The sequence below is a fragment of the Pseudomonas sp. B26(2017) genome (assembly GCF_002113045.1).
In the GTDB taxonomy this organism is placed as follows: domain Bacteria; phylum Pseudomonadota; class Gammaproteobacteria; order Pseudomonadales; family Pseudomonadaceae; genus Aquipseudomonas.
In genome coordinates this window covers 140,459-159,930 of the sequence record NZ_NEJJ01000012.1, presented here as the reverse complement: position 1 = coordinate 159,930, position 19,472 = coordinate 140,459, and the positions used below count along the sequence as shown (strand labels likewise).

Sequence of the window (19,472 nt, the reverse complement as noted above, 5' to 3'; positions counted from 1 at the left end):
GATTTTGAAAATGACCGACAACAGCATCAACAAAGCTTTCGAAGCCGAATGCCGCGAGCAGATCGCCCAACAGGGTGACGACCAGAAACTCACCGGCCTGGCCCGCGACTTTTTCAACGAATCGGCCAAGCACAAGTACAGCTACCACTTCTCGTGGATGGGCCGTCCGATCATCCAGCTGCCACAAGACATGATGGCCATGCAGGAAATCATCTGGCAGGTGAAGCCGGATCTGGTTATCGAGTGCGGCATCGCCCACGGCGGTTCGATCATCTACTACGCCTCGTTGCTGGAGCTGCAGGGTCACGGCGAAGTGCTGGGCATTGACCTGGACATCCGCCCGCACAACCGCGAAGCCATTGAGAGCCATCCGATGAGCAAGCGCATCAAGATGATCGAAGGTTCGAGCATCGACCCGGCCATCGCTGCCCAGGTACGCGCGGCAGCCGAAGGCAAGAAAGTCATTCTGGTACTCGATTCCAACCACACCCACGACCACGTGCTCGAAGAGCTGCGCCTCTACGCGCCACTGGTTTCGGTCGACAGCTACTGCGTGGTGATGGACACCGTGGTTGAAGACATGCCGGCCGACTTCTTCCCGGATCGTCCATGGGGCCCGGGCGACAACCCGAAGACCGCCGTGTGGAAATACCTGGAAGAAAACAAGGATTTCGAGATCGATGTTCAGTTGCAGAACAAGCTGCTGATCACCGTGGCGCCGGACGGCTATCTGCGTCGCGTTCGTTAATTCGCAACATCACAAAAGCGTTGTCTCGGCGAGTCGCCGGTTGTGGAGAGAAGTTATGCAAGGCAAGTTCGGTTCTGAATTGACGCTACCGCTCAACGAGCTGTTGACCGTGGTGCTGATTACGCACAATCGTCCGGCGTTCCTGCGTCGGGCGGTCAAGTACTACAGCAGCCTGCCCTGCAGAATCATGGTGCTGGACTCCACCGCCGAGCGGCCTGAAGGCGACTTTTCTTCGGTCGATTACCACCACGTGCCGCAATTCGCCTATTGGGGCATGCAGGCCAAACTGGCCTATGGCGTGGAGCAACTGACCACGCCATACATGGTGCTGGCAGCCGATGACGACTTCATCCTGCACGATTCGCTCGCCGAGTCGGTGGGCTTCCTGGAGGCGAATCGCGACTACGACATGTGCCACGGCTACTGCCTGATGTACCTGACACTGGCCGGTGGCGTGAGCTACTACCGTCGCGACAAGAAAGTGCAGGAGGACTATGCCTCCGAGCGGGCGCAGGATCGGGTCCTGGACTACATGAGTCAGTACATCCCGCCGTTCTATGCGGTGACCCGTACCGACCTGATGAAAACCTGGCATTCGGCATTGCCGCCGGGCACCAGTTTCCAGTGGCAGGAAATCGGCCATGTTTACTTCCTGCTGGCCAGTGCCAAGGCACGGATCCTGCCGATACCGTATGTGGTGCGGGAGATCAACTATGGCAACTCCGAGCACAGCACCGAGGTGTACCACTCGCTGACTTACATCGATCCTAAATCGGTGGCCGAGCGCGAAGCCTTCGCCGAGTTTCTGGCGCGATTGCCGACAGGTATCAAGGATCTGAATGCAGAGCAGGGCAAGGCCTTTGCCCTTAAAAGTTTCGAGGCGATGGTCGACAGCCTTCAAACCAATCGGGCCCTGACGGCAGAGCTGATTATCCAGTCCACCTGGAACCAGGAACTCAAGCGTCCGGATCGCCGTTTCGGACCTCTGCAGTACGTCGAAATGCCGTTCTACAACCAGGCGTTCTTTGATCGCCTCGCGCAGTTTGAATTCATGCTGCACGCGATGCCGGCCGGCCGCATTCAACTGGAAGGTCTTGAAGGGGTGTGGACCCGTCAGGCGCATCTGATCGAGGCGCGCAACAACGATACCCCTGAAAGTGTGCTCGACCGTCTGTGGCAGGCCCACGACCTCAACGCGTTCAACCGCACCGTCGCCAAACGCCTGGCGGTGCAACTGGAACTGTCTGGCGAGGATGACGAAGCGCAGACGATGCGTGACTGGATCGCCCGCATGGAAGCGTTGACCGTCGCCGACCATCATCAGGTGTTCGACAAGATGCAGTCCGGGCGTCTGCTCAAGTGGCTGGCGTCGCGTCAGGCGGATGCCGGGCAGATCGCGTCGATTACCGAACACCTGGCCGCCAACGGTGGTGGCCCGCAGTTCGGCATCTTCCTGGTGGACATGGATAACGATATCGACAAGTTGCAGGTCAGCCTCGACAGCCTGCTCGAAGGTCAATCCAAGGCGTTCCGCATTGTCGTGTTCACCACTGGTGACGCCCCGGCAGCGACCACTGCGCAGAACACCCTGCACTTTGTCCGTGTTACGCCGGACAATCTTGTCGACAAGCTTAACCAGAGCGCTCGTCAGTCGCCTTGCGACTGGTTGCTTCTGGCCGAAGCGGGGGATGAGTTCACCGCCGGCGGCCTCTTGCGCGCCAGCCTGGAGTTGATGAATGCCGACGGCATCAATGCCGTTTCCACGGACGAGATCCAGCGACGGGAAAACGGTGCGCTGATGGACGTGTTCCGTCCGGGCTTCAATCTCGACCTGTTGCTGAGCCTGCCGGGCCTGATGGCGCGGCACTGGCTGGTCCGGCGTGAAGTGCTGCTGGAAGTCGACGGCTACCGCGCCGATTTCAGCAAGGCGCTGGAGTTCGACCTGCTACTGCGCATCATTGAGCAAGGTGGCCTGAACTGCCTGGCGCACCTCGATGAACCGCTGCTTATCACTCAGGCACCGCAGCTGGAAGAGAACGCCCATGAGCGTCTGGCATTGCTGCGTCATCTAGGCAACCGCGGTTACAAAGCCAAGGTCACGTCGGCGCTGCCGGGTGTTTACCAGATCGATTATCACCACAGCGATCGTCCTCTGGTGTCGATCGTTATAGCGGCCGGGGACGATCTGCCTGCTCTGCAACGTTGCCTGGAAGGTGTGCTGTTGCGCACCCGTTATCACAAGTACGAAATCCTGATTGCAACCAAGGCTTCTCAATCGGCCGAGGTCAATGACTGGCTCGGGACTTATCAGCATCCGAAAGTCAGTGTGCTGCGTGCCGATCAATCGCTCAGCACGCCCGCACTGTGCAACGCGGCCAGCCAGCAAGCTCAGGGCGAGTTCCTGGTGCTGTTGGCGGCGGACGCCGAAGTGGTCAACCCGAACTGGCTCGACTCGCTGCTCAACCATGCTCTGCGTCCGGAAGTCGGCGTAGTTGGCCCGAAACTGGTCGACCGCGACGGCAAGGTCAGCCAGGCCGGCCTGATCCTGGGCATGAACGGTGGCGTCGGTTCGGCATTCGTCGGCGAGAAACACGATGCCGAAGGCTATCTGTACCGGTTGTCCGTGGATCAGAACTACTCGGCGGTTTCGAGCGTATGCCTGATGGTGCGCAAAGAATTGTTCGAGGCTCTGGGCGGTCTGGACGACAGCACGTTCGCTGCCGGCTTCAGCGATGTCGACCTGTGCCTGAAGGCCGGCCAGGCCGGTTACCTGACCGTCTGGACGCCATCGGTCCAGGTCATCCATCAGGGCGAGATCGATCAGGCAAGCCAGGCACTGGCTGCATTGCAGGAAAAATGGGCGGCGACTTTCGCCGGGGATCAGGCCTACAACGCCAACCTGAGCCTGATCGGCAAAGGCTTTGTTCTGAACGACAGTGCTTCGCTGAACTGGGCACAGTTGATCGCCTAGGTCGACAGGGAACGGGACTCAAGACATGTTCAACGGAAAATCGATTTTCATCTCCGGCGGCACCGGCTCGTTCGGGCGCAAGTTCATTGCGCGCCTGCTCGAGCAATACCAGCCCAAGCGCGTGGTGGTGTTCTCCCGGGATGAACTCAAGCAATACGAAATGCAGCAGACGTTCAATGCGCCGTGCATGCGTTACTTCCTCGGTGACGTGCGCGACGCCGATCGTCTGCGTCAGGCCATGCGCGGCATTGATTACGTGGTGCATGCTGCGGCGTTGAAGCAGGTGCCGGCGGCGGAGTACAACCCGACCGAATGCATCCGCACCAACGTCAACGGCGCGGAAAACATCATCGCTGCCGCCATCGACAACGGCGTGAAGAAAGTCGTCGCACTGTCCACCGACAAGGCCGCGAGCCCGATCAACCTGTACGGCGCCACCAAGTTGCTGTCGGACAAGTTGTTCGTTGCCGCCAACAACATCGCCGGCGAACAGCAGACGCGTTTCGCCGTGGTGCGCTACGGCAACGTCGCCGGTTCGCGCGGCTCGGTGGTGCCGTTCTTCAGCAAGCTGATCGCCGACGGCGCAAAAGAACTGCCGATCACTGACGAGCGCATGACCCGCTTCTGGATCACCCTCGATCACGGCGTGCAATTCGTGCTCGACAGCTTTGCGCGCATGCACGGCGGTGAAGTGTTCGTGCCGAAGATCCCGTCGATCCGCGTGGTCGATCTCGCGCGGGGAATGGCCGAGCACCTGCCGCACAAGAACGTCGGCATCCGTCCGGGCGAGAAACTGCACGAGCTGATGGTGCCGCTGGACGATGCGCGGATGACCCTGGAATTTGCCGATCACTACACGATCCAGCCGTCGATTCGTTTTACCAGCGTCGACGTGGATTTTGCCGAGGACAAACTCGGTGAACGTGGCGTGCCGGTCGGCGAAGATTTCGAGTACCGCTCCGACACCAACCCGCACTTCCTCTCGGTGGGGCAGATCGCCGACCTGCACGCGAAGCTGTCGGTATGATTCCCTACGGTCGGCAAAGTCTCGATCAGACGGATATCGACGCGGTTGTCGAGGTGTTGCAGTCCGACTGGCTCACTCAAGGCCCGACCATCGAACGCTTCGAGCAGGCGGTGGCCGAGCGTTGTCAGGCCGATTTCGCCGTGGCGGTGTGCAATGCCACCGCGGCGTTGCACATTGCCTGCGTGGCGGCGGGGCTGGGCCCGGGTGATCGTTTGTGGACCACGCCGAACACCTTTCTCGCGTCGGCCAACTGCGGCCGTTATTGCGGTGCCGACGTGGATTTCGTGGACATCGATCCGCTGACCTTGAACCTCGATGCCGAAGTTCTGGCGAACAAACTCGATGCTGCCGAACGCGACGGTACGCTGCCCAAAGTGCTGGTGGCGGTGGCGTTCTCCGGGCAGAGCTGCGACATGCGACGAATCGCCGAACTGGCCGAGCGCTACAACTTTACCGTGATCGAAGATGCGTCCCACGCGGTCGGCGCAAGCTATGCCGGACGCCCGGTGGGTTGCGGTGAATTTGCCGCGATGACCGTGTTCAGCTTCCACCCGGTGAAGATCATCACCAGCGGCGAGGGCGGCATGGTGCTGACCAATCGCCCGGAACTGGCCGAGCGCCTGCAACGCCTGCGCAGCCACGGCATGACCCGCGATCCGCAGCAGATGACCGAGCCCAGCCACGGTCCTTGGTACTACCAGCAGGTCGAGCTGGGCTTCAATTACCGGATCACCGATCTGCAAGCCGCGCTGGGCCTGTCGCAGCTGAGAAAACTGGATGAGTTCATTGCACGCCGTCGGGAACTGGCCGCGCGTTACGACCGTCTGCTGGCGTACCTGCCGGTCACCGTGTCGAGCATCCAGCCGGACGCCGAATCGGCCTGGCATCTTTATGTGGTGCGTTTGCAGACCGAGCGCATCAGCCTCAGTCACCGTCAGGTGTTCGAAGGCTTGCGCGCCGCCGGTATCGGCGTGAACCTGCACTACATTCCGCTGCATTTGCAGCCGTACTATCGTGACCTGGGTTTTGCCGAGGGCGACTTTCCCGAAGCCGAGCGTTATTACGCCGAAGCGATCAGTCTGCCGCTGTTTCCGTTGCTGAGCGATCAGCAGCAGGACTACGTGGTCGAGCAATTGCGTCGGTTGACTGAATGATTGCCGCCGCGGCGGTGGATGGAAAACGGTAATGCGTGATCTGAGCGAGCAGGAACAATTCTGGCAGGGCGAGTTCGGCAACCAGTACGTTGACCGCAACGTCGGCCAGCCACTGGTGGCGGCCAATCTGGCGTTGTTCGCCAAGGCGCTGACCCGGGCCGGGCGGATCGACAGCCTGCTGGAACTGGGCACCAATGCCGGCAACAACTTGCAGGCATTGCGTCAGCTGTTGCCGCGCTGCGAACTGTTCGGAGTCGAAATCAACGCCAGCGCCTGTGCCCAGGCCCGGGCGCTGGAGATTGCGAACATCTGGCACGGCTCGCTGTTCGACTTTCCCCGTGAGCGCCAATACGATCTGACCCTGAGCAAAGGCGTGCTGATCCATCTGGCGCCGGAGCTGTTGGCGACGGCCTATGCGCAACTGTATGAGTTGAGTTCGCGCTACATCCTGATCGCCGAGTACTACAATCCGTCGCCGGTGGAAGTGTCCTATCGCGGCAACAGCGGCAAGCTGTTCAAGCGCGACTTCGCCGGGGAAATGCTCGATCGCTATCCTGATCTGCAACTGCTGGATTACGGCTTCGGTTATCACCGCGATCCGCAATTTCCGGTGGACGACATCACTTGGTTCCTGCTGGAAAAACGTCCTTGAACAACGTCGCAATCATCCCGGCCCGCGGGGGCAGTAAACGCATCCCGCGCAAGAATCTCAAACCGTTCGACGGTGTGCCGATGATTGTCCGCTCGATTCGCACCGCCCTTGATTCAGGGTTGTTCGAGCAGGTGGTGGTCAGCACCGACGATGCAGAGATCGCCGACGTGGCGCGGGCCAACGGTGCTGACGTGCCGTTCATGCGTCCGGCGCAGTTGGCCGATGATTTCACCGGCACCGCAGCGGTGATCGTGCATGCCTTGGAGCAACTGCCGGCCTTCGATTACGCCTGCTGTGTGTACGCCACCGCGCCGTTGTTGCAGGCGCGGTTTCTGCGACAGGGCCTGGAGTTGCTGGCGCAGCATCCGGACAAGTCCTTTGCTTTTTCAGTCACCGATTTCGGCTTTCCGGTGCAGCGCGCCTTGACCCTCGACGGACAGGGTGCGTTGACGGCGTTGTACCCCGAATTTCGCAATACCCGTTCACAGGATCTGCCGGCTGCCTTTCAGGATGCCGGCCAGTTCTATTGGGGGCGCAGCGAAGCGTGGCTGGGGGGCGAGGTGCTGTATTCGTCGGCCAGCCTGCCGGTGATCCTGCCCCGGTATCTGGTGCAGGACATCGATACCGTCGAAGACTGGAAACGCGCTGAATACCTTTACGCCGCCCTCAAGGCTGGTGGAGAGCTGCAATGAGAGTGCTGATCCGCGCTGACGCCTCGCCGACCATCGGCAGCGGCCATATCGCCCGGTGCCTGACGCTGGCGCGAGTACTGCGCACGCAAGGCAGCCATGTCGCGTTCGCCTGCCGTCGGTTGCCCGGCCATCGGCTCGATGCGTTGCAGAGCGAAGGCTTCGAGACCTTCGCGTTGCCGGATCGCTATGCCGGTGAAGACCCGGAGCAGGCCATCGAATCGATGCTGCCGTGGCAGGCGGATATCGATGCGCTGGCAATGCAACTGGAAGGGCAGCCTGAGTTTGACTGGGTGATCGCCGACCATTACGGCCTCGATCATCACTGGCAGACCGCTGCCCGTCGTTTTGCCCCAAGGATCGCCGCCGTCGACGATCTGGCGACCCGTCGCTACAGCGTGGATCTGCTGCTCAATCAGAATCTGTCGGGGCTCAGCGAAAACTATCAGCCGCTGCTGCCCGCCGGGTGCCGGACGCTGCTCGGCCCGCGCTTTGCCATGCTGCGTGAAGAATTCAGCGGCCCGGCCATCGAGATCAAACCGGTGGCGCGCCGGGTGCTGGTGAATTTCGGCGGCTTCGATGCGGCGCGCCAGACCCATCACGCGATGCTGGCGCTGGCGGATTTTTCGGCGCTTGAAGTGGATTTCGTCGCCGGCGCCGACAACCCGGCCTGGGCAGAGATGCAGGCGCTGGCCGAATCGCGGCCGCACTGGCGTCTGCACAGCTTCGTCAGCGATTTTCATCGGCGTATGACCGAGGCCGACCTGTTCATCGGTGCCGGCGGCGGCACCAGTTGGGAGCGTGCAGCTCTGGGCCTGCCGACGATCTGCATTGCGGTATCGAACAACCAGCAGGCCAACGGCGAGGTGATGGCGGCGGCCGGAGCGCATGTGTTTATGGGCGCGCGGGAGCAGGTGAGTGTCGAGCAACTGCGTGATGCCATCGGTTTTGTCGTCGACAATTTTTATCTGCGTCAGAGCCTGGCCGAGCGTTCACGACAACTGGTCGACGGGCGCGGTGCGTTGCGGGTAGCGGCGGCACTGGCCGGTGCGGTGCTCAAGTTGCGCCTGGCGACGCCGGATGACGCGCAATTGCTGTTCGACGGGCGCAATGCCGAGGCAGTGCGCCGCTGGTCACTGGACAGCGGCGTGATCGATTGGTCGCAACATCTGAACTGGCTGGGTGCGAGCCTGCGCAATCCTCAGCGGTTGTTGCTGGTCGCCGAAGCAGATGACGGCCCGGTCGGCGTCCTGCGCTACGATTTGCGCGGCCTGGAGGCAGAGGTTTCGCTGTATCTGCTCGAGGGGCGTTTCGGTCTGGGTTGGGGCAGGGCGTTGCTGGCGCAGGGTGAGGCTTTTGTGTCTGCGCATTGGCCGCAGATGACCGCCATCACCGCCCAGGTGCTGCCGGCCAATCGGCCCTCGATGAATGTTTTTCGTGACGCCGGGTTCACTCAGAGTGCCTGTGCGTTCACCAAGGTTTTGAAGGAATCCCGTCAATGAGCAGTTTCAAGATCGGCAACCGTCAGATCGGTGCCGATGCGCCGCCGTTCATCATCGCCGAAATGAGCGGCAACCATAACCAGTCGCTGGACGTCGCCTTGCAGATTGTCGAGGCGGCGGCAAAGGCCGGTGCCCATGCCTTGAAGCTGCAAACCTACACCGCTGAAACCATGACCCTGGATCTGGCTGAAGGCGAATTCTTCATCAAGGATCCGAACAGTCTGTGGGCCGGTACCTCGCTCTACGATCTGTATGAAAAGGCTCACACACCCTGGGAATGGCATGCGCCGATCTTCGCCCGGGCCAGGGAACTGGGCATGCTCGCGTTTTCGACGCCGTTCGACGACAGCGCCGTGGATTTCCTCGAAAGCCTCGATGTGCCGGCTTACAAGATCGCCAGTTTCGAGAACACCGATCTGCCGTTGATTCGCCGTGTCGCGGCGACCGGCAAACCGCTGATCATTTCCACCGGCATGGCCAGCATCGCCGAGCTAGACGAAACCGTACGCGCTGCCCGCGAGGCCGGGTGCAAGGATCTGGTACTGCTCAAATGCACCAGCACTTACCCGGCGACGCCGATCAACAGCAACGTGCGCACGATCCCGCATTTGCGTGAGCTGTTTGGCTGTGAGGTCGGGCTGTCCGATCATTCGATGGGTGTCGGCGTATCGGTGGCGGCGGTGGCCCTCGGCGCCACGGTGGTGGAAAAACACTTTACCCTCGACCGTTCAGCCGGTGGCGTGGACGCCAGTTTCTCACTGGAACCGGCGGAACTGGCCAGCCTGGTGGTGGAGACCGAACGCGCCTGGCAGGCCATGGGCCAGGTGCATTACGGCGTGACCGAGGCTGAGCAGAAGTCGCTGGTTTACCGTCGGTCGCTGTACGTCACGGCCGATATGGCGGCCGGTGAACCCTTTACGGCGGCCAATGTGCGCGCCATTCGTCCCGGTCTCGGTCTGCCGCCCAAGCACACCGATGCCGTCCTCGGCCGCCGCGCGCACGCGCCGATCAAACGCGGCACGCCACTGGACTGGTCGCTGGTCGAATAACCCGATCTGCACCGATTCGGCAAAATAGCGTGACCTGCGAGTCATAACGCGCATCTTCACTGTATTGTAATGACCGGGGAGATGGCGCCTGGCCCGTTTTCGGTTCCAGTGATAGCCCTTTGCGCTCCCCGTGGCTGCCCGTTGTGGCGGCCGTTTTCTGTTTGTCGGCGCCCCTCGAATCCTTGCGAGCGGTGGTATTGGGCTGTTTATTATTGGGAAGCCGTAATGATTGGCATAAAAAGCATTGCGAGCTACGTTCCTGTAGCCGGCGTGGACAATTACGCACAAGGTGCAAAATTCGAGAAGGATGAAGAATTCATCCTCGGCAAGATCGGTTCGGCCTTCCTGCCACGTAAAGACGCAGAACAGGAAACGTCCGATCTGTGCGTTGAAGCGGCCAATGCGCTGTTTGCCAACAACCCTGAGCTGAAACGTGAATCCATCGATGCGCTGATCGTCGTGACCCAGAACGGTGACGAAGAAGGCTTGCCGCATACTGCTGCAATCGTGCAGGACAAGCTTGGCCTGCCGACCCATGTCGCGGCGTTCGATATTTCCCTGGGCTGCTCCGGTTACGTCTACGGCATCTACGCGATCAAGGGCTTCATGGAAGCCGCCGGCCTGAAGAACGGCCTGCTGATCACCGCTGACCCGTATTCGAAGATCGTCGATCCGGAAGACCGCAACACCACCATGCTGTTCGGCGACGCCGCCACCGCCACCTGGATGGGCGAAGACCCGGTCTGGGCGTTGGGCAAGGCCAAGTTCGGCACCGACGGTTCCGGCGCACCGCACCTGAAGGTGACCGATGGCGTGTTCTTCATGAACGGCCGTCAGGTGTTCAACTTCGCGCTGCTCAAAGTCCCGGCGCACCTGCACGAACTGCTCGACGATTCCGGTCTCAAGGCCGATGACATCGATGCCTTCTGCATTCACCAGGGCAGTGCGGCGATTGTCGATGCCGTGGCGCGGCGCTTCGAAGGCGAACCGGAGAAGTTCATCAAGGACATGGTCGAGACCGGTAACACCGTGTCGTCCAGTGTGCCGCTGCTGCTGGAAAAGCACGTGATGGATTCTGACTGGAATCGCATTGCGATCAGTGGTTTCGGTGTCGGTCTGTCGTGGGGTTCGGCGATTATCTATCGTCCTTGAATCCACCAAAAACGACGGATACAAAAAGAGCGTTCAAGGGGTAACCTTGAACGCTATTTTTTTGCCTGAAGGGAGCGCGAGGCACCATGAGCGAGTTTTTCCAGGCCAACGCTGAAGTCATCGAACGACGCTGGCCGGCGCTGTTCGCACGATTGCTGAACGAAGACAGTTCGGCGATCGAGGCCGAACTGACGCAAGGGCTGGGCTCGACGCTGAGCATCGGCGGCATTCAGCTCACCAGTCGTCATGATCGTGTCCGGGAGGCGCAGATTCAGGCCGCCAGCCTGCCGACGGACAAGCCGCAGCTGCACGTCTACGGCACCGGCCTGGGTGATCTGCCCACGGTGCTGCTGGAGCGCGCCGGGCTTGAGCGACTTTACGTACACATCCTCAATGGCGCGCTGTTTGCTCTGGTGCTGCAACTGCTCGATCAGCGTGAGTGGCTGCAGGATTCGCGGGTTGAATTGCTCTTCGCCGGCGACCTGCCCGACATCTGCACGCCGTTCTTCGCATTGCCTGCCGAAATGCTGCTGGCCGATGACTTCAACGCGAAGATTCGTGATCGACTGGTCAGTGAAGTGCACCTGAGCTTCAACAACCGTGAATTCGATCCGCAGTCACCGTTCATTCAACAGCGTCTGCAGGATTGCTTGCCGGTATTGCTCGCTGACGATGATGTGGCGACGTTGTTCGGTACCTGTGCCGGTCGGGAGATTTATGTGATCGGCACCGGACCGACCCTTGAGCAGCATTTCGAGCGACTGGCCGCGATTCGCGAGCGGGCCGGGCGTCCATTGTTCATCTGTGTCGATACCGCTTACCGCCCGCTGCGTGAGCACGGGATCGTGCCCGACTACGTGGTGAGCATCGACCAGCGCATCAGCTTCCGGCATTTGCCCTTTGAAGAGTCCGACGGCATCCCGCTGGTGTATTTGCCGATGAGCGACCCTGAGGTGTTGAGGGCATGGAAGGGCAAGCGCTACGGCGGTTATTCGCTGAGTCCGGTCTATGCGGCGTTGCGTGAGCAGCACCCAAGAGCGCTGCTGCATGTGGGCGGCAGTGTGATTCATCCGGCGGTGGATCTGGCGGTGAAGATGGGCGCGGCGCGGATCACGCTGTTCGGCGCCGATTTTGCCTTCCCGATGAACAAGACCCACGCCGGCTGGAGTGACGGTGACCTGGGCCCCTCGGTGAATCAGGCGCGACACTGGGTGCGTGACGGCTTCGGCGAGCGTGTCAGTACGCAGCTCAATTTTCGCGGTTATCTGTGTGTGCTGGAGCGATACATCGCCAGTCAGCCGCACGTCGAGTTTTTCAACAGTAGCCGCGCAGGTGCGTTGATTGCCGGGACGCGTTTCAATCAGGAGTTCGTGCAATGAGTGCGCTGCAAGGCTGTATCGACGAATGCCGGCGGTGCGCCGGCCTGTTTCGCCTGGGGCGCGATGTCGAAGCGGCGCTGGAGATGGTGGATGTATTCGAAGGTGCACAGCAATTGCTGGTGTCCGCTTCGCCGGATATCCAGCAGTCGTGGGCGCAAGTGCTCACGCGAATGCTCGAATGTCAGGAGTGCCAGGACTGGCTCGGGCTCGCCGATTTCATGGAGTACGAATTGATCGGGTTGCTGGAAAATTCTGCGGCTTGAGAAAAGCCGACAGCACTGGCCCGCAGGTTTGCGCCACGGACGGTTTTATGACGTCATTTTTTCGAAGGTAAAGTGCTGCTAAGTCTTTGTTTTCTTGGGGGTGGCAGGTTGATGGCAAATTTTTTCAAAAAAGCCCTCAAGCAACCTGCAAACCCGACGATAACTATTACGAAGGTTCTCTAGGCCATACCCGGCGGTTGCCAGGGCCGGAAGCCGCAGTACCCAACCAACGAGGAATTCGTCATGGCTTTAACAGTAAACACCAACACCACGTCGTTGAACGTTCAGAAAAACCTGAACCGCGCTTCCGACGCTCTGTCGACTTCGATGCAGCGCCTGTCTTCCGGCCTGAAAATCAACAGCGCTAAAGACGACGCCGCTGGCCTGCAGATCTCCAACCGTATGTCTTCCCAGATCCGCGGTAACACCCAGGCAATCCAGAACGCCAACGACGGTATCTCCGTTGCCCAGACCGCTGAAGGCGCTCTGCAAGCTTCGACCGACATTCTGCAGCGTATGCGTGAACTGGCTGTTAAAGCACGTAACGGTACCAACGGTACTGCTGACCAGACCGCTACCAACGCTGAATTCGCTCAGATGTCTGACGAAATCACCCGTATCTCGGCCGCTACCAACCTGAACGGCAAAAACCTGCTGGATGGTTCGGCTGGTACTGTGACTCTGCAAGTGGGTGCAAACACCGGTTCGGCTAACCACATCGACCTGGTACTGAGCTCCAAGTTCGACGCCGTCAGCCTGTCCGTAGGTAGCGGTACTGTAGTTCTGACCGGTACTTCGGGTACTGGTGCTGGTTCTGCTGCGCAGAACATCGACAACGCGATCACTGCAATCGACGCCGCTATCGCTGCAATCGGTGCAACTCGTGCCAGCCTGGGTGCTTCGCAAAACCGTCTGACCAGCACCATCCAGAACTTGCAGAACATCACCGAGAACACCACTGCTGCACAAGGTCGCGTACAAGATACCGACTTCGCCGCAGAGACTGCTAACCTGACCAAGCAGCAAACCCTGCAACAGGCTTCGACCTCTGTTCTGGCCCAAGCCAACCAACTGCCTTCCGCTGTACTGAAGCTGCTTCAGTAATTTCGGAATGAGTTTTAGCGGGGGAGTGCGCTTGCGTGCTCTCTCGCTTTTTACGTTATGAGGTGATGAGCATGGACATGAGCGTCAAGCTTAACGTGTCTTATCCGGCTCCCAAGCCAGCCAATACCGTTGCTGACAAGCCGGTGGAAACGAAGCCTCAGACCGTTGAAGCGGTTCCTGCCTCGAAAAAGAGCCAGGAAGCCGATGAAAACAAGCTGAAGCTGGCGGTGCAGGAGATCGAGAAGTTCGTTCAGTCGATCAAGCGCAATCTGGAGTTCTCGATCGATGAGCATTCCGGGAAGGTCATCGTCAAGGTGATCGCAAGCGAGACGGGCGAGGTCGTACGACAGATCCCTTCCGCAGAAGCCCTGAAGCTGGCAGACAGCCTCGCCAACGCAAGTCACGTGTTGTTCGACGCCAAAGTCTGATAACTGGCATGAATAGTGTTTGAAGTTCTTTAGGCGCCGGCAAGGGTCAAAAGACTGGCAACAACCCCAAGGGAGATGCACATGGCAAGTCCAATTTTACCGGGTTCGGGCCTGGGCTCCGGCCTGGACATCGGTGCAATCGTTACTGCGCTGGTCAATGCCGACAAGTCGCCGAAGCAGACGCAGATCGATAATGCGACTAAAACCAACACGCTGAAGATTTCCGGTATCGGCACGTTGAAGAGTGCGCTGACCGCATTCCAGACCGCGATGACCAATCTGGGCAGCAAGACCAATCCAGCGTTTGCCGGTTACACGGCAACTTCGGGCACTCCGGCCGTTCTGGGGGTTTCTGCGGATAACACCGCCGTCTCGGGTACTTACAGTGTTGTTGTGAATAATCTGGCTACCGGCTCGAAAATAGCCAGTGCATCCTTTGCCGGCGGTGCTGCCAGTGCCATTCCGAGTGGTACCCTGAAAATCACTCAGAATGGCACTGATTACAATGTCACGATCCCGGCCAATGCCACCTTGCAGAGTACCCGGGATGCGATTAACTCGGCTCAGGCCGTCAACGGTATTTCCGCCAACATTGTGACCGACAGCTCGGGTGCTTCGCGCCTGGTGATCAGTTCGAGCAAGACTGGCGCCGGCTCCGACATGAAAGTCAGCGGCATTGCCGGCCTGGAAATCGACGGTACCCAGTCGATGGGCTCCAACCCGGCCGCCGGTGACTCCGGCGCGGTCAATGGCCTCGCCAAGGATGCGTCGCTGACCATTGATGGTCTGGCGGTGACCAGCAAGAGCAACACGGTTACCGGTGCTATCAGCGGTCTGACGATGAACCTGGTAACGGCCAGCCCGGGTACGCCACCGACACCTGTCACGGTGACTGTCGACGGTAATACCAAAGGTTTGCAGACGTCGGTTCAGGCGTTCGTCGATGCCTACAACACCTTGAAAAACACCATCGACACCTTGTCCAAGGCGACCCCGGACGAAGATGGCAAGCTGACCGTTCAGGCGGCGTTCACCGGTGACTCCCTGGCGCGCTCGCTGGTTGCCGATATCCGTGGGCAAATTACCGCCCCGAGTGCAACCGCTGGCAGCCCGATAGCCTATCTGTCGCAGTTGGGGGTCATGACCGACCGCAATACCGGTAACCTGACGTTCGACACGACTGCATTCAACAAGGCCATGGCTACGCCGGGCATGAGCGGCAAGGTCCAGGAGATGTTCACTGGCACCAACGACACCAATGGTCTGTTGGCGCGCATGAGCAAGGCCGTGGATCCTTACCTCAAGGCTTCGGCCGATGGCAAGACCACCACCGGCCTGCTGGATCAGCGCCTGACTATCCTGAACAACAACACACGTAACCTCACTTCCCAGCAACTGGCGCTGGATCTGCGTGTGGCCAACCTGACCAAGACGTTGACTGCCAAGTACAACGCCATGGACTTGCTGGTAGGGCAAATGAAGGCTACGGCGAGCAACATCACGTCGTTCTTCAGCTCGCTGAATGCTCAGCAATCCGCGAAGTAATATGCAAGAGCGACAAAAACCCGGCTACGCTTTCGAGCGTGCGCCGGGTTTTTGTCTTATGGTCTAAAGTTTTTCGACTCGCTGGCGATACACTGTTCATACGAGTCATTGTGGCAAATGAGGTAGAATATGAATCCGATGTTAGCCCTTCGGCAATACCAGAAAGTAGGTGCGCAGGCTCAGACGTCCGAAGCCAGCCCTCATCGCCTGGTGCAAATGCTGATGGAAGGCGGCCTGGACCGTATCGCCCAGGCCAAGGGTGCGATCGAGCGCAAGGATATTCCTGCCAAGTGCACGTCGATCAGCAAGGCCATTGGCATCGTCAGCGGTCTGCGTGAAGGCCTGGATCTGGAAAATTGCGCGGATACGCTGGCAGATCTGGATGGTCTTTACATCTACATGATGAAGCGTCTCGCCGAGGCGAACATCAGCAGCGACCCGCGTATTCTGGACGAGGTTGCCGGCTTGTTGAGCACGGTAAAAGAAGGCTGGGACGCCATTGCTCCTACGCCTGCTCCTCAGTTTTAAGGAGATCATCATGAGTCTTGTATTGCAGCGAATCGAAGAAACCCGAGTGGCGTTGGTCGGTGCCCTGGCCGAGCGCAACTGGGAGGCGATCGGTCAACTGGATCTCGATTGCCGTTCCTGCATGGAAGATGTCATGAGTGAGGCGTCTCTTGATGAGGTAGCGCTGCGGGACAATCTTGAGGAGTTGCTGCACGTGTACAAGCAGCTGCTTGAAGTCGCCATGGGTGAGCGTCAGGCGATAGTCGACGAGATGTCGCAGATCACCCAAGCGCAGAATGCGGCAAAGGTTTACCATCTGTTTGGTTAATTAACCCTCAGTTAATCCAGACATGTGCGCCATAAATTTGACTGTGCACGGTTTTTTGACTTAACTAGTGGCTGTTTTCAGATTTCAGGCGTCTACAGGCACAAGGTGTCCTGCAAGCGTCTCGCTTGCCCCTCATTTTGGGCATTGAGTTGACTAGGGAAGTTGCTATTGCATGTGGCGTGAAACCAAAATTCTGCTGATCGATGACGATAGCGTCCGCCGCCGCGACCTGGCGGTGATCTTGAATTTTCTTGGCGAAGAAAATTTACCCTGCGGAAGCCATGACTGGCAGCAGGCAGTCGGCTCTTTGTCGTCTAGTCGTGAGGTCATTTGCGTACTGATCGGGACGGTCAATGCTCCTGGTGCGCTTTTGGGCCTGTTAAAGACACTCTCAACCTGGGATGAGTTCCTTCCGGTTTTGCTGATGGGCGATAATTCTTCGGTTGACTTGCCCGAAGACCAGCGCCGCCGGGTACTTTCGACCCTCGAAATGCCGCCGAGCTACAGCAAACTGCTGGACTCCCTGCACCGCGCCCAGGTCTATCGCGAGATGTACGACCAGGCCCGCGAGCGCGGCCGTCATCGTGAGCCCAACCTGTTCCGTAGTCTCGTCGGCACCAGCCGCGCGATCCAGCATGTGCGTCAGATGATGCAGCAAGTGGCCGACACCGACGCCAGCGTACTGATCCTCGGCGAGTCCGGCACCGGCAAGGAAGTGGTTGCGCGCAACCTGCATTACCATTCCAAGCGCCGCGACGCGCCGTTCGTGCCGGTCAACTGTGGCGCAATCCCGGCCGAGTTGCTGGAAAGCGAGCTGTTCGGTCACGAGAAGGGTGCCTTCACCGGCGCGATCACCAGCCGTGCCGGTCGTTTCGAGCTGGCCAACGGCGGTACGCTGTTCCTCGATGAAATCGGCGACATGCCGCTGCCGATGCAGGTCAAGCTATTGCGTGTGCTGCAGGAGCGCACCTTCGAGCGCGTGGGCAGCAACAAGACCCAGAGCGTCGACGTGCGCATCATCGCGGCGACCCACAAGAATCTCGAAAGCATGATCGAGATCGGCACCTTCCGCGAAGACCTCTACTATCGCCTGAACGTGTTCCCGATCGAGATGGCGCCGCTGCGTGAGCGCGTCGAAGACATTCCGTTGCTGATGAACGAGCTGATCTCGCGCATGGAGCACGAGAAGCGCGGTTCGATCCGCTTCAACTCTGCTGCGATCATGTCTCTGTGCCGCCACGGCTGGCCGGGCAACGTCCGCGAGCTGGCCAACCTGGTGGAGCGCATGGCGATCATGCATCCGTACGGGGTGATCGGCGTGGTCGAGCTGCCGAAGAAATTCCGCTACGTCGACGACGAAGACGAGCAAATGGTCGACAGCCTGCGCAGCGATCTGGAAGAGCGTGTGGCGATCAACGGCCATACGCCGGACTTCACCGCCAACGCCATGCTGCCGCCGGAAGGTCTTGACCTGAAGGACTACCTCGGTGGTCTGGAGCAGGGCTTGATCCAGCAGGCGCTGGACGACGCCAACGGCATCGTGGCCCGCGCCGCCGAACGCCTGCGCATTCGCCGCACCACGCTGGTGGAGAAGATGCGCAAGTACGGCATGAGCCGTCGTGAAGGAGATGAACAGGCGGATGATTGACGCCTGTTTTTCAACTGCTTCATTTATAAGCGGTTTTTTTTAGGCACGGGTATTGCTACATCCCTCGCAACGTTCCGTTTAACTGACGGTCAGCCAAGCGAGAGAGCACAATGCCCCAAGCCTCCCAGATGTCTTCTGTCCCCGAGTCCTCGGGGCAACTGCCGTCCGTAGAGCAGGCGAGCCGCCAAGGGCTTGAGCAGGCATTCGCCCTGTTCAATCAAATGTCCAGCCAGCTGACCGACTCCTACAGCATGCTCGAAGCCCGGGTTACCGAGCTCAAGGGTGAGCTGGCCGTAGTCAGCGCCCAGCGCATGCAGGAACTGGCGGAAAAAGAACGGCTGGCCAACCGTCTGCAAAACCTTCTCGATCTGTTGCCCGGTGGCGTCATCGTCATCGACGGTCACGGCATCGTGTGCGAGGCCAATCCCGCCGCCATCGAATTGCTTGGCCTGCCGCTGGAAGGTGAGTTGTGGCGCCATGTCATCGCCCGTTGCTTCGCGCCCCGTGAAGATGACGGCCACGAAATTTCCTTGAAAAACGGTCGACGCCTGTCGATTGCCACCCGCTCGCTGGATGCCGAGCCGGGGCAGTTGGTGCTGCTCAACGACCTGACTGAAACCCGTCACTTGCAGGATCAGTTGGCCCGCCACGAGCGACTGTCGTCCCTGGGGCGGATGGTCGCGTCGCTGGCTCATCAGATTCGCACGCCGTTGTCCGCCGCATTGTTATACGCCAGTCACTTGACCGAGCAGCAATTGCCGTTCGCCACCCAGCAGCGTTTCGCCGGGCGCCTCAAGGAGCGCTTGCACGAGCTGGAGCATCAGGTGCGCGACATGTTGGTGTTCGCTCGCGGTGAGCTGCCGCTGACCGACCGCGTCACGCCCGGCGCCTTGATGCAGTCGTTACAGGCTGCGGCGCTGACCCATGTGCAGGATCTGCCGATTCGCTGGCAGTGCGACAGCCACGCCGGCGAGTTGCTGTGCAACCGCGACACGCTGGTCGGGGCGTTACTCAATCTGATTGAAAACGCGATTCAGGCGAGTGCCGGCGAGGTGCGTCTGAAGGTGCATTGCTATACCCGCGACAACACCTTGCGCCTGTGTGTCAGTGACAGCGGCAGCGGTATCGATGCGGCAGTGCTGGCGCGGTTGGGCGAGCCCTTTTTCACCACCAAAGTCACCGGCACCGGCCTGGGCCTGACCGTGGTCAAGGCCGTGGCGCGTGCGCATCAGGGAGAATTGCAGCTGCGTTCGCGGGTCGGGCGCGGTACGTGCGCGCAGGTCATCCTGCCGTTGTTTTCTGCTGTACAGGGAGCTGAGTGAAGGT

The 19,472-nt window shown here is 59.8% G+C and carries 18 protein-coding genes; all 18 read left to right on the top strand.

Translation table 11 applies throughout. From position 1 onward, the window contains the following. Positions 1 to 10: 10 nt before the first annotated feature. The 18 genes from CAF79_RS19115 (at position 11) to CAF79_RS19030 (ending at position 19,468) form a co-directional block, all read left to right on the top strand. Complete coding sequence (locus CAF79_RS19115; RefSeq protein ID WP_007958324.1) at positions 11 to 748, top strand: cephalosporin hydroxylase family protein; 738 nt, start codon at positions 11 to 13, stop codon at positions 746 to 748. Positions 749 to 803: 55 nt separating this feature from the next. Further along, complete coding sequence (locus CAF79_RS19110; RefSeq protein ID WP_085699493.1) at positions 804 to 3,719, top strand: TIGR00180 family glycosyltransferase; 2,916 nt, start codon at positions 804 to 806, stop codon at positions 3,717 to 3,719. 25 nt (positions 3,720 to 3,744) lie between these two features. Further along, positions 3,745 to 4,746 (top strand): UDP-N-acetylglucosamine 4,6-dehydratase (inverting), encoded by a 1,002-nt coding sequence (gene pseB / locus CAF79_RS19105; protein ID WP_085699491.1) that lies wholly within the window; start codon positions 3,745 to 3,747, stop codon positions 4,744 to 4,746. Further along, positions 4,743 to 5,900 (top strand): UDP-4-amino-4,6-dideoxy-N-acetyl-beta-L-altrosamine transaminase, encoded by a 1,158-nt coding sequence (gene pseC / locus CAF79_RS19100; protein ID WP_085699489.1) that lies wholly within the window; start codon positions 4,743 to 4,745, stop codon positions 5,898 to 5,900. The genes pseB and pseC overlap by 4 nt, the downstream gene beginning before the upstream one ends. 31 nt (positions 5,901 to 5,931) lie before the next feature. Further along, complete coding sequence (locus CAF79_RS19095) at positions 5,932 to 6,552, top strand: pseudaminic acid biosynthesis-associated methylase (protein WP_085699487.1); 621 nt, start codon at positions 5,932 to 5,934, stop codon at positions 6,550 to 6,552. Next, positions 6,549 to 7,244 carry a pseudaminic acid cytidylyltransferase gene (gene pseF / locus CAF79_RS19090; RefSeq protein ID WP_085699485.1) on the top strand — a complete coding sequence of 232 codons (696 nt, stop codon included), beginning with the start codon at positions 6,549 to 6,551 and terminating at the stop codon, positions 7,242 to 7,244. Before CAF79_RS19095 ends, pseF begins: the two co-directional genes overlap by 4 nt. After that, entirely contained in the window at positions 7,241 to 8,743 is a 1,503-nt protein-coding gene (pseG, locus tag CAF79_RS19085) for a UDP-2,4-diacetamido-2,4,6-trideoxy-beta-L-altropyranose hydrolase (RefSeq protein ID WP_085699483.1), read from the top strand. The genes pseF and pseG overlap by 4 nt, the downstream gene beginning before the upstream one ends. Next, positions 8,740 to 9,792, top strand: coding sequence for a pseudaminic acid synthase (gene pseI / locus CAF79_RS19080; protein ID WP_085699481.1), 1,053 nt, complete (start codon positions 8,740 to 8,742; stop codon positions 9,790 to 9,792). Before pseG ends, pseI begins: the two co-directional genes overlap by 4 nt. A gap of 225 nt (positions 9,793 to 10,017) precedes the next feature. Beyond that, positions 10,018 to 10,944 (top strand): ketoacyl-ACP synthase III, encoded by a 927-nt coding sequence (locus CAF79_RS19075; protein WP_039765565.1) that lies wholly within the window; start codon positions 10,018 to 10,020, stop codon positions 10,942 to 10,944. A gap of 86 nt (positions 10,945 to 11,030) precedes the next feature. Further along, positions 11,031 to 12,323: a motility associated factor glycosyltransferase family protein gene (locus tag CAF79_RS19070; protein WP_085699479.1), complete on the top strand. Its 1,293-nt coding sequence runs from the start codon at positions 11,031 to 11,033 to the stop codon at positions 12,321 to 12,323. Beyond that, the gene (locus CAF79_RS19065; RefSeq protein ID WP_085699477.1) at positions 12,320 to 12,586 is read left to right on the top strand and encodes a hypothetical protein; all 267 of its coding nucleotides are present in this window, start codon (positions 12,320 to 12,322) and stop codon (positions 12,584 to 12,586) included. Before CAF79_RS19070 ends, CAF79_RS19065 begins: the two co-directional genes overlap by 4 nt. Before the next feature lie 243 nt (positions 12,587 to 12,829). After that, positions 12,830 to 13,690, top strand: coding sequence for a flagellin domain-containing protein (locus CAF79_RS19060; protein ID WP_085699475.1), 861 nt, complete (start codon positions 12,830 to 12,832; stop codon positions 13,688 to 13,690). Positions 13,691 to 13,761: 71 nt separating this feature from the next. Continuing rightward, positions 13,762 to 14,118 (top strand): flagellar protein FlaG, encoded by a 357-nt coding sequence (locus CAF79_RS19055; protein ID WP_085683005.1) that lies wholly within the window; start codon positions 13,762 to 13,764, stop codon positions 14,116 to 14,118. Between the two features lie 81 nt (positions 14,119 to 14,199). Next, complete coding sequence (gene fliD / locus CAF79_RS19050) at positions 14,200 to 15,663, top strand: flagellar filament capping protein FliD (protein ID WP_085699472.1); 1,464 nt, start codon at positions 14,200 to 14,202, stop codon at positions 15,661 to 15,663. 129 nt (positions 15,664 to 15,792) lie between these two features. After that, on the top strand, positions 15,793 to 16,191 hold the full coding sequence (fliS, locus tag CAF79_RS19045) for a flagellar export chaperone FliS (protein WP_085699470.1): 399 nt from the start codon (positions 15,793 to 15,795) through the stop codon (positions 16,189 to 16,191). Positions 16,192 to 16,201: 10 nt separating this feature from the next. Continuing rightward, entirely contained in the window at positions 16,202 to 16,498 is a 297-nt protein-coding gene (locus CAF79_RS19040; RefSeq protein WP_085683003.1) for a flagellar protein FliT, read from the top strand. Between the two features lie 172 nt (positions 16,499 to 16,670). Further along, positions 16,671 to 18,146 (top strand): sigma-54 dependent transcriptional regulator, encoded by a 1,476-nt coding sequence (locus CAF79_RS19035; protein WP_003222863.1) that lies wholly within the window; start codon positions 16,671 to 16,673, stop codon positions 18,144 to 18,146. A gap of 110 nt (positions 18,147 to 18,256) precedes the next feature. Beyond that, positions 18,257 to 19,468, top strand: a complete 1,212-nt coding sequence (locus CAF79_RS19030) for an ATP-binding protein (protein ID WP_085699468.1) — start codon at positions 18,257 to 18,259, stop codon at positions 19,466 to 19,468. Positions 19,469 to 19,472: the final 4 nt, after the last annotated feature.